Genomic DNA, 10,721 nt, shown 5'->3' on the forward strand with positions numbered 1-10,721 from the left:
CCACTCGCAGGGCGCCGCCGTGGTGGAGCTGGCGCTCAACAGCGGGCTGCTGCGCGACGTCATCGACATCCACGACAGCGAGGCGGTGCTGCAGAAGGTGCCCGCTTTCGTGTCCGCCTACCGGCCCGGCCCGCGGTGGCAGTGCGTGGCGCGGGAACGCGCGGTGTCGTGGAGTTACTACTGGCAGGCCCTGTACCGCGCCGGGGCGGTGCCGCGGTGACGGCCGCGGGGGACGGCGGTCACCGGCCGCTGATCGTGGTGCTGGGCGGTTCGGGCTTCATCGGCGCCGCAGTCGTCGAAGCCCTCGCCCGGCGCCCGGTCCGGCTGCGCACCGTCGGCCGCCGCCCGCAGCCGGTGCCGGCCGGCGCGGTGGCCGACATCGAGACGGTGTGCGCCGACCTCACCGGCCGCGCCGCGCTCGAAGCGGCGGTGGCCGGCGCGGACACGGTGGTCCATCTGCTGATGCACACCGCCGACTGGCGTGAGGCCGCGGGCAACCCGGCCGCCGAAGAAGTGAACGTCGGTGTGATGCGCGACCTCGTCGGCCTGCTCGGCAACACCCGCCGGCCGCCCGCCGTCCTGTTCGCGGGCTCCACCTCGCAGGCCGGCCTGCCCGAGCGGATGCCCATCGACGGCAGCGAACCCGACCGGCCCACGACCGCCTACGACCGGCACAAGCACACAGCCGAGCAGATACTCAAGGCCGCCGACGCCGCCGGGCTGGTCCGCGGCGTCTCCCTGCGGCTGCCCACCGTGTACGGGGACAGCCCGCGGGGACGGCTGACCGGCCGCGGCGTGGTCTGCACCATGGTGCGCAAGGCTTTCGCCGGCGAGGAACTCACCCTGTGGAACGACGGCACCGTCGAACGCGACCTGCTGTACGTGCACGACGCCGCGGACGCCTTCCTCGCCGGGATCGACCACGCCCAGGTGCTCGCGGGCCGGCACTGGCTGCTGGGCACCGGCCGCGGCGTGCCCCTGGGCGATGTCCTGCGGACGATCGCCGACCTGGTCGGCGCCCACCTGGGGCGGCCGCCGGTGCCCGTCGTGTGCCTGCCGCCGCCCGACTTCGCCACGGCCACCGACATGCACAGCGTCACGATCGACTCCTCAAGGTTCCGGGCGGCCACCGGCTGGCGCCCCCGGGTGCCGCTGCACCTCGCGCTGCGGCGCTGCGTCGAGGCGTTCGCCCACAGCGCCCGATAGCGCCGCCGGCCTACAACAGCCCCTCCAGCAGCCCCACGACCGCGAGCAGCGTACGCGCCTGCATGTTCAGGTAGTGGCCATGCCGGGCCAGCGAATGCAGCTGGCCGGGAGTGACCCAGGCGAACCCGGGCGGCGGCTCGGCACCCGCCTCCGCCTCGGTGGCCGCCACCAGCAGGCAGCGGCTGACCGCGTTGTGGAAACGGCCGCCCTCGTCCGAGTGCAGCGCCGCGTAGCGGATCCGGTCCGCTCCCGCACGGCGCACCAGATCAAGGAACGGCGGCTGCTCCCGCTCCGGCAGATGGGCATAGTTCTGCGGGGTGCACTGCACCGTCGGCCCGAGTTCGACGGTGTCGAGGAGGCCCCCCTCCGCCCGGGCGTGGACCAGCAGGTGCACCACCCCGGCGAAGCGGCGGACCAGGAACGCGCACAAACCCACGCCGACCGGCTCCAGCAGCGGCTGCATCCACGAGGTCACCTCACGGTTGCCGGCGACGACGGACACCCCGCCGACCCGGAAATACCGGTTGTCGACGTGGCGGATGTGGTCCTCGGTGCGCACCCAGTCGCTCACCTCGGCCAGCGGGATACGCCGGGCCCGCACCTCGTGCCGGGCCCGCTCGTTGGTGAACCACGACAGCACATCGGTGTCCGAGCGCACCGCGCCCGCCTCCGCGGGCGCCATCGGCGCACAGGCCAGGACACTGCGCGCGTCCATGTTCACGACATGGTCACGGCGCAGCAGGCTGCCGATCTGTCCCAGCGTGAGCCAGCAGAAGTCCTCGTCCGGCCGCACCTCGTCGAACGTCTCGATGATCATGTTGCGGTTGGACTTGCACAAAAACCAGGAACCGTGCTCCGACTGCAGCACATCGGCGACCACCCGGCCCCTTCCCGGCCGCGTGAAGTACTCCAGGTACTTCACATCGGCGCCCCGGTGCACACCGGTGTAATTGCTGTAGGTGGCCTGCACGGTCGGCGAGAGCTGCAGCAGGCCGGGATTACCGGGCTCCATCTTGGCCTGCATCAAAAAGTGCAGGACACCGTCGAACTCCTTGGCCAGAATGCCGAGGATCCCCACCTCGGGCTGCACGATGATCGGCTGCTGCCACGCCCGGCCGTCGATCGCGACATCCAGCCCCTCCACGCTGAAGAACCGCCCGCTGCGGTGCACGACATTGCCGCTTCCCGGTTCGAACGACCAGCCGTCGATCTTCTCAAGCGGCACCCGCTCGACGGTGAAGCGGTGCGCCTGGCGGCGCCCGGCGAGCCAGGCGTCGACGTCCTGGGTCCGCATGCCCGTACCGGCCACGACGGCCCGCCGGGAACGCTCCAGCCGTGCGGGCAGCCGGGTGTCATCCCGCGCTGCCAGCTGTGTCGCGGTCGTCATGCTCGATCCCTTCGATACGAGGTCCGCCAGCGCACCGCGCGCAGCGCGGTGACACCCGCCCTCACCTGGTCAGCCGGGCCACGGCCGGGCCGGTACGCTCGTCGCTCGCGGTGACGGCGGGCCGGGCGGGCCGGCGCCGGCCCGCCCGTAGACCGCTCCCCGCACGGCCGGGACGCCCCCGCCGGCGAGGAACATGGCGGTGCCCCGGCACGACCCGTCCCGGGCAACCGACACATACAGCCCGGCGGGCGAGTGATCCGCCCGCCCCGCGCCCGCGATGCGGGGTGGACGGGCGGGCGCGGCAGCATGCGCGGTGCTCTTCCTGCGGCTCGGTGTGCGGGCCGCCGACCGCCGCCGCGGCCGACGCGGCCGCCGCGGCGGCGATCGGTGCGGGCAGGACGAACCCGGAAGAACGCTGATCACGACGCACTGCGGTCCTCGGCCGAGGAGGTGGCAGGTGCCGTGACCCGCAGCCGGCCGTTGGATATCTCACCGGTGACCGGTGGCCCTCCCCGCACGACGGAGCCGCCCAGGAGAATCGAGTCCCGCACGACGGCTTTGCGCACCCGGCACTGCGGCCCGAGGGCGACATACGGGCCCAGGACGCTGTCCTCGACCACGCTGCCCGCGCCGAGGACGAGCGGCCCGCGCAGCACGGAGCGGGTCACCCGCGCACCGCTCTCCACCGTCACATCGCCGTGCACGACACTCGCCGCGTCGACCACACCGGCGATGTTCGGAGGTAACCCGTCCAGCAGCAGCCGATTGCAGGCCAGCAGGCCCTCGACCGTGCCGGTGTCCTTCCACAGGCCGGTGAAAGGCTGCGCGGAGACGGTACCCCCCGCATCGATCAGGTACTGGATCGCGTCGGTGATCTCCAGTTCACCGCGCGGGCTGGGACTGATCCGGTCTACTGCGGCACAGATCTCCGGCGTGAAGAAGTAGACACCCATGATCGCCAGATCGCTCGGCGGGCAAGGCGACTTCTCCACCACCGCACGGACATTGCCGTCCGCACGGAGGCCGGCCACACCGTACTGGCTCGGATCGGCGACCTTGGCAAGCAGCAGCTTCGCGGCCGGCCGGCTGGACCTGAACTCCTCGGCCGCGCCCGCCAGATCACCGACCACCACATTGTCACCCAGGTACAGGACGAAATCCTCGTTGCCGAGGAAGCCCGCGGCGATACGGACACAGTGCGCGAGCCCGGCCGGGGTGTCCTGCCGGATGTAGGTGAGGTCCAGGCCCAGCGCCGCCCCGTCCCCCAGCGCCGCCCGGATCTGGTCGCCGTGCTCGCCCTCCACGACGCCGACCTGCCGTATGCCCATGGCCCGGATGTTGCGCAAGCAGTGCCGCAGGACCGGCTCGTTCGCGACGGGGATCAGCTGCTTGGGCATCGAGAGCGTCAACGGGCGCAACCGGCTACCGCTCCCGCCGGCCAGCACGAGTGCCTTCATGCCCTGCATCCTGAGCCCTGCCGTTCGAGACCTGCTCAAGCGCCGCTCCCCGACCGGCCCGCACGACGGATACCAGGCCCCCCGGCTCCTCACACGCGCTCGTGACGACGCAGCCCGCCACCTCCCCCGGCACAGCATGCAAAACACCGGCGTCAGGCGGCCGCCCACACGCCCCGCGGCACACAACCGCGAGGGCCATGCCTGAACAGCAGCGCCCACCGGTGCCCCCCTCTTGGCCGAAGAACGCAGAACCGGCCCGGACGCCCCGCGCCGACCTGCCACAGCCGAGCAGGGCAGCACACCCCCCGGTACAGCACAACGAACATCCCCCCCCCCGGCCCGCCGGCCAGGACATCCAGACACCGGCCCGACGGCGCGGGCGGCCGCCGGCTCACACACCCGCGTGCTCAACCCCTCCCCCCCGCCACGGGGCCCGGGGTGCCGGGGTGCCGGGCCGTTCCCCTCGTTACCGGTATCCGCCCGAAAACCCCGAGTGAGGGCGGTCAGTTACGGCCCTCGTCCTTGCGCCCGCTCTCAGCGAATGATGAGAATCACGGCAACGTCTTACACGTATGGGGGAATCACTGTGGCAGGCAACCTCACTCGCCGTGCTGTCCTGAGCCTGACCGCCGCATCGACGGCCGGTGCGGTGACAGGCCTCCTCGGGCCGACCGGATCCGCCGCCGGCAGCACCACCCGGCGCCGCGGCACGGCCGGCTGGAACGCACTGAGCCGTCACCTCGACGGTGATCTCATCCTGCCGTCGGACGCACGCTACGAACAGGCCCGCGAGCAGTCACTCCGCCAGTTCGACACCACCCACCCGATGGCCATCGCCTACTGCCAGAACACACAGGATGTCCAGACCGTCCTGGCGTTCGCCCAGGACAAAGGGATACACACCGTTCCCCGCAGCGGCGGACACAGTTTCGGCGGCTACTCGACGACGACCGGCATAATACTGGACGTCTCCCGGCTGAACCGGGTCACCACCGACCAAACACTCGTCACGATCGGGGCCGGCACCCAGCAAGTCGACGCGCTGGCAGCCCTCACCCCGCACGGGCTCGCCCTGGCCAGCGGCCTCTGCCCCACCGTAGGCGCCGGCGGATTCATCCAGGGCGGCGGCATCGGCCATCAGACACGCAAATACGGCATGGCCTGCGACCGGCTCGTCTCAGCCGAAGTGGTACTGGCGGACCGGCGCGCCGTACGCGCCTCGGCCCAAGACAACCCCGATCTGTACTGGGCACTGCGCGGCAACGGCGGCGGCAACTACGGCGTCGTCACCAGCTACACACTGCAACCCATACGACGCACCACCCTGACCGGCTACAGACTGGTCTGGTCGGCAGGCGACACGGCCACAACGATCGAAAACTGGCAGCAGTGGGTGACAAGGGCACCCAACGACCTCTCCTCGCTGCTCATAGCCGGCTCCGCAAGCCCCCCCTCACCCGACACCATGGTGAGCATCGCCGGCACCTGGTACGGCACCGTGGAAGACCTCGACCGCCATATCGACGAACTCGTCGCAGCAGTCGGCACAAACCCCCTCAACCGGACCGTCGCAGAAAGATCGCTTCAGCAAGGCATGATGCAGATCTACGGCTGCGCGACCCTCACCACCGCACAATGCCACCGGGCCGGCACCACACCCGAATCGATGGTGCCCCGCTGGAACTACTACCGCACCCGGTCCCGGATGTTCGACTCAACGGTGCCCCCCGCCGACATCGAGGACCTCCTGACAGTCCTGACCGACCCCACGCACATGCGAACCGGACAGACCCGCAAACTGTACTTCGAGGCCCTCGGAGGCGCCGCGAACGAACCGGCCCGCACCGACACCGCCTACGTACACCGCACCACCCAGATACTGGCCGGACTCACCGCAGAACTGCCCGACCCCGCCTACACCAGCGAAGACACAGCAGCCTGTGAAAACTGGCTCGCAGACGGCTTCGCCGTCCTCGACCGCCACTCCCTGCCCGAAAGCTACCAAAACTACATGGACCCCGCCCTGGAAGACTGGCGGACCGCCTACTACGCCGAAAACTACCCCCGCCTGGCACGCATCAAGCACGCCTACGACCCGCACGGCTTCTTCCGCTTCCCCCGCAGCATCAGCTGACGAACAACCCCACCCCGACAGCGACGACAGCAACGGCAGCAACGACAGCGACGACAGCGACGACAGCGACGACAGCGACGACAGCGACGACAGCGACGACAGCGACGACAGCGAGAACGACCGACGCCACGACACGTGACCGGCGGCGTTGCCCGGCGGACCGCCCGGCACCGCGCAACGCACCGCCGGACCGCCCTCGGCCCCGGCCGCTCAGCCCGCGTCGCAGTGCTTCGCCGTGCCACAGGCCGCCACGTCCAAAGCGCTCGTGACCCAGTCGGCGAACGGCTTACCGGCGAGCTCGGCGGCAGCCTGCCAGCGCGTCAGCGCTTCACTCTCCACCTGAACCAGCGGCAACCGGGCAAGACCCCGGCGCTCCGCCGAGCCCCGGTGGGCACGCACCCTGCGCCGCAACTCTGTCTTCGACCAGCCGTTGTCATGCGCCCGCGCCAGCCAGACGTCCTGATCACCCGGTCGCAGCGCGGCCACCTCGGCGTGGTGCTGGAAACTCAGCTGAGGGTGACGGCGCGAGACATCGAACTTCCGCGCCACCCACGCATAGTTACGCAGCGTCTGATAATCCAGGCCGGCCGCCTCCACCGCCTGGCGGTACCGGTCACCGTACTTGTCCTGCCCATACACCAGCCAGTCCCCAAGACACCAGGCGAAGGAGTCGGCCGTCTGGAAAAGCTTCCGGCCGGCCGCCTGCCATGTCTCGAACGGCAGCGCCGCCGGCAGGCGCAATCCCACCCGGGTGGTGAGGATCTGGCCCTTGTGACCAGCCCGCGCCCGGGCCGGCACCGGCCCGGCCACAGCCACGCCGGCCGCGTTCTGACCGCCGCCTCCAGCGTCGATAAGCGGAAGCCCCGCCCGGCGAGGAGCAGAACGCGCCATGGCATGACGCCCCCCGCGCACGATGTCTGTCGCTTGCATGCCTGCAGTCACCGATCATGTCCGTCCGTCGTCCCCTGTCCGTCGGCCGGGCCGCGGCCACACAGGCCGCGCGCGGCCGTGCCACCAGCATGAAGGGACCACAAAGCCCAACACCAGTGTTGACCTGTTGACTCCTGAAAGGAAACACCCAACCACCCCGAACCCGCACCAGGCACACCACAAAGGCCACACCCGGCCCAGCCCCACAGCCACGCCCCTACCACCGCACCAGACCATACGCACCCAACAGCCTCAAAGCCGCCTCCGCGTCACACACCGCCGCCTGCACAACCCGGTCCAGCAGACGATGACGCAGCCTCAAAGACAACGGCAAATGCCGCAAAGTGACAGAAAACCGGGGAATATAAGCATGCGTCCGGGCAAAAATCCGGTCCCTCAAACGCCAGGCCCGATGATGGAACCGGTACCCGGAAACCGTGCCCCCCGCACCGAGGAACTCACGCAGGACCAACGCCTCCAAAGCCGCAACAGTCGCAGCCCGCGAACCGACCAGATCCCCGTGGACACAACCCAAACCCATCAGCAACAGCCCGGAAGGCAGACCACGAGCACTGCCATACCGAAAGCACACACGCCCAGACACATACGGGAACGCAGGCTCACCAAGCGGCTCCGCCTCACCCAGCACCTCACGAATATCCCCAGCCGCAAGACCCCCGGCAAACCGAAGCAAAGACCGGTCGTCACCCAAACGCGGCAAATCACCCACCAAACTACCCAGACTCAAAGCCCAACGACCCCGCTCCTCACGCACCAGACAACCCGAACGCGGCACAGCACACGTAGGAGCCACCACCACAGCCAAATCACCCTCAAGCACACCCACAGGCAACCTGTAACGCCGAACAACCTCACTCACACCGAGATGGACGGTGTCGGGACGCGGCGGGGCGACGCCCAGCCGGGTCAGCCATGCCAGGTGCGAGGCCTCGCCCGAGGCATCCACCACAAGGTCGGCGTCGACGCCCTGTTCCCGTTCGCCGCAGGGGTGGACGCGGACACCGGTCACCCGGCGGCCGTCGGCCGTCGCCATCAGGCCGGTGACATCGCAGCTGTCGACGATGCCGACGCCCGGGCACTGCAGCAGCACGCGCCGCAGGACGCCCTCCAGGAAGGCCTGGCTCACCGACAGGCCCGTCAGCCCGGTCTCCCGCTGTCTGAGCGGTTGTCCGCCCAGGTACCAGCGGACGTCGGACAGGATGTCGCCGGCCGCGGCGCCCTGCGCGCGCAGCAGGTCCATGAACCCGGGAAGCAGTTGCTCGACGAGGTCGCCGAACAATGGCGCCAGCACGCAGACACGGCGCCCGTCCGGCAGACGGTCCAACGCGTCGGCGCCGCCCGTCACCTGTTCCCGTTCCAGGACCGTCACCCATGTGAATGCCTCGGTGAGCACCTTCGCGGCCAGCAGACCGGTCAGCCCGGCGCCGATCACCACCGCATGCCGTCGCGGGACCACCCTCGCGCCTTTCTCGTGTCGTTGTCTTTCCTTCACAAAAGCCCCCGGGCGGGCAGGCCGGTGCTGACGACCATGCGTGCTCCGGGCCCGCCTGAGCATCCCCGCCGCTCCCGCCGCGGCAGCCGCCGGCACCCCGCTCGCCCAGGGGCACGGCAAACCGCGGATGACCCACTTACCCGATGTTCTCTGCCCGTGCTCGAAGCCGAGCGCAGCACCACAGACGGCAGACCTCACCAGCGGCCCGGCCACCCTCGAACGCGTCGTCCGCAGCCAGGCGTTCGCGTACGCGAGCGGGCCGACCACCGGCGGACAGGTCGGTGACCTGGCCGGCACGAGCGCCTTCGCAGTGGCCCGCCCGCTGTACGGGATCGCTCGGCAGCCGTGGCAACCGGTGGCCGCCCGGACGCCGCAGCCGCGGTCGACAGGGCAGGGAGGAAGGCCGGCGCCGGCGCGGACGCGGATCTGCCTCGTCGCCACGGTCCCGGTGGGCCGGCCCACCGTTCGCCGGCAGCGCGTCCTGCCGGAACGCGGCGGCAGCCCCGTCCTTCACCTGACTGTGTCGCGCGTGCGCTCCCGCACCTGCGGGCCGGTCACCGGCACGGCGTTCCTCGCCCGTTTCGCGGCCCCGTGTGCGTGCTGTCGCAGTTGCTCCAGGCCGGGCGCGGCTCCTCACCGCTGCAGGCAGGCCCGCTGGTCACGTCGAGCGCGGCGATGCCCTGCACCGGCGCGATGGTCTCCTTCCGGCTCGTGCCCAAGCACGGGCTTGTGGTCGTCATCGGCGGGATGACCACCATGGTGGGTCCGCTGCCGTTCGCGGCGCAACCACCGGCCCCGAAAGCCGACGCGGCAGCCGGCGGCACCCTCGTTCCGAGCTCGCTGACCGGCACCGGGAACGGCACCGTGCCACCACGGCCGACCGGAGCCTCGCTCGTCACCCCCGGCCCGCAGCAGACCGGGGCAGACGCCGGCGTCCTCGACACGGCCCCGTGCTCCGGCAGCCGGGCGGGCATCCCGGCAGCCGGCAGCACGCCGCAGCGGCGCGTCGGGCGCCTTCCTGTCCGTCATCAACCACACCGCCGGCGACACCGAACCGGAGGCCATCCCGGCGCGCTCGCGCATCACCTCAGCAAGCCGGACCTCAAAAGCACCGGGAGCAGCCGTCCACGGTGACCCGGGCGAGGCCGCCGGACGGTCAGCTCCTCGACGGTGACGGCGCCCGTCCGCCTGCCCCCCAGGCAGCGCGGGTCCGTTCCCGCACACGCGCCGCAGACGGGGGTCGCGGCCCTGAGCACGCGGTGGCCCGACGCCTCCCGCGGTATCCGCGCCGGCTGTGCCAACGGCCCGCGCACCGGCTGTCCCGCCGGCGGGACAGCCGGCGCAACAGCCTCAGCTCGTGCGCTGCAGCTCCTGCGACAGGCTCTCCGCGCGCGGGTCGCCGAGTTCGTCGTAGAGCCGCAGCGCGGCGTTCCACGCCTCGGTGGCCCGGTCCTTCTCCCCGAAGCGGGCCAGGAGGTCACCGAGCCAGACCAGCCCGCCCGCCTCGCTCCAGCGGTCGTTGTCCGAACGGTGCAGGTCGATCGCGAGCCGCGCGTAACGCAGGGCCTGCTCGACGTCCCCGCGGAATTCGCAGATACGCTCATCTTGATCAGGCCGCGGCCCAGCCGCTGATGGTCGCGAATCTCCTCACACAGCCGCAGCGAGTGCCGCACGGCCTCAAGCGCCGCATCGGACTTGCCCGCCTGGGTCTCTATGTCGCAGAGTATGGCGAGAGCCGCGGCATGGCCCTCCTCGTCGCCGACCTCCTCGAAGATCCGCACGGCCCGCATCGACAGTCCGTAGGCCTGCCCGGGGTCACCGCGGTCCCGCGCGGCGGTCGCCATGCCCGCCAGACTCCAGGCCTCCCGCAACGGTCCCCGCACGCCCGGTGCAGGGCCATGGCTTCCTCGTACAGCCGCCCGCTCTCCGCGCGGTCGCGCAACCACCAGCGGGCATGGGCGAGATGGGTCTTGAGCCAGGCGAGCGCCCGCTGATCGCCCGTCTTCTCCGCCGCTTCCAGGCCGAGTTGGTGGCTGGTCACCCACACCGTCCACGGCTTGCGCAGCATCAGGTAGTCAAAAAGCCGCAGCACGA

At 70.9% G+C, this 10,721-nt stretch carries 8 protein-coding genes and 1 pseudogene; 4 read left to right on the plus strand and 5 right to left on the minus strand.

Features of this window, described 5'->3' with window-relative positions:
• Positions 1-220: pseudogene (locus tag Srubr_RS40020) on the plus strand (putative sugar O-methyltransferase); the annotation flags it as partial.
• Entirely contained in the window at positions 217-1,206 is a 990-nt protein-coding gene (locus Srubr_RS40025; RefSeq protein WP_203855018.1) for an NAD-dependent epimerase/dehydratase family protein, read from the plus strand. The pseudogene Srubr_RS40020 and the gene Srubr_RS40025, both read left to right, overlap by 4 nt.
• A 10-nt stretch (positions 1,207-1,216) precedes the next feature.
• Here Srubr_RS40025 and Srubr_RS40030 read toward each other — a convergent pair whose 3' ends face one another.
• Entirely contained in the window at positions 1,217-2,593 is a 1,377-nt protein-coding gene (locus tag Srubr_RS40030) for an NDP-hexose 2,3-dehydratase family protein (RefSeq protein WP_189999759.1), read from the minus strand.
• Between the two features lie 419 nt (positions 2,594-3,012).
• The gene (locus Srubr_RS40035; protein WP_189999760.1) at positions 3,013-4,050 is read right to left on the minus strand and encodes a glucose-1-phosphate thymidylyltransferase; all 1,038 of its coding nucleotides are present in this window, start codon (positions 4,048-4,050) and stop codon (positions 3,013-3,015) included.
• 649 nt (positions 4,051-4,699) lie between these two features.
• Here Srubr_RS40035 and Srubr_RS40040 point away from each other — a divergent pair.
• Positions 4,700-6,184 carry an FAD-binding oxidoreductase gene (locus Srubr_RS40040; RefSeq protein WP_203855019.1) on the plus strand — a complete coding sequence of 495 codons (1,485 nt, stop codon included), beginning with the start codon at positions 4,700-4,702 and terminating at the stop codon, positions 6,182-6,184.
• Here Srubr_RS40040 and Srubr_RS40045 read toward each other — a convergent pair.
• The 3 genes from Srubr_RS40045 to Srubr_RS40055 form a co-directional block, all read right to left on the minus strand.
• Complete coding sequence (locus Srubr_RS40045; RefSeq protein WP_189999762.1) at positions 6,177-6,314, minus strand: hypothetical protein; 138 nt, start codon at positions 6,312-6,314, stop codon at positions 6,177-6,179. The genes Srubr_RS40040 and Srubr_RS40045 overlap by 8 nt on opposite strands.
• Positions 6,315-6,394: 80 nt before the next feature.
• Positions 6,395-7,114 (minus strand): LmbU family transcriptional regulator, encoded by a 720-nt coding sequence (locus Srubr_RS40050; protein WP_229927009.1) that lies wholly within the window; start codon positions 7,112-7,114, stop codon positions 6,395-6,397.
• A 217-nt stretch (positions 7,115-7,331) separates the two neighbouring features.
• On the minus strand, positions 7,332-8,570 hold the full coding sequence (locus Srubr_RS40055) for an NAD(P)-binding protein (RefSeq protein ID WP_189999763.1): 1,239 nt from the start codon (positions 8,568-8,570) through the stop codon (positions 7,332-7,334).
• 654 nt (positions 8,571-9,224) lie between these two features.
• Here Srubr_RS40055 and Srubr_RS40060 point away from each other — a divergent pair.
• Positions 9,225-9,761 (plus strand): MFS transporter, encoded by a 537-nt coding sequence (locus Srubr_RS40060; protein WP_189999764.1) that lies wholly within the window; start codon positions 9,225-9,227, stop codon positions 9,759-9,761.
• Positions 9,762-10,721: the final 960 nt, after the last annotated feature.

The organism is Streptomyces rubradiris (assembly GCF_016860525.1).
In the GTDB taxonomy this organism is placed as follows: Bacteria; Actinomycetota; Actinomycetes; order Streptomycetales; family Streptomycetaceae; genus Streptomyces; species Streptomyces rubradiris.

Bases quoted from the DNA above. Each gene is read 5' to 3' on its own strand.
- Srubr_RS40050 (WP_229927009.1), bottom strand. From the start codon at position 7,114: ATGCAAGCGACAGACATCGTGCGCGGGGGGCGTCATGCCATGGCGCGT.
- Srubr_RS40035 (WP_189999760.1), bottom strand. From the start codon at position 4,050: ATGAAGGCACTCGTGCTGGCCGGCGGGAGCGGTAGCCGGTTGCGCCCG.
- Srubr_RS40030 (WP_189999759.1), bottom strand. From the start codon at position 2,593: ATGACGACCGCGACACAGCTGGCAGCGCGGGATGACACCCGGCTGCCC.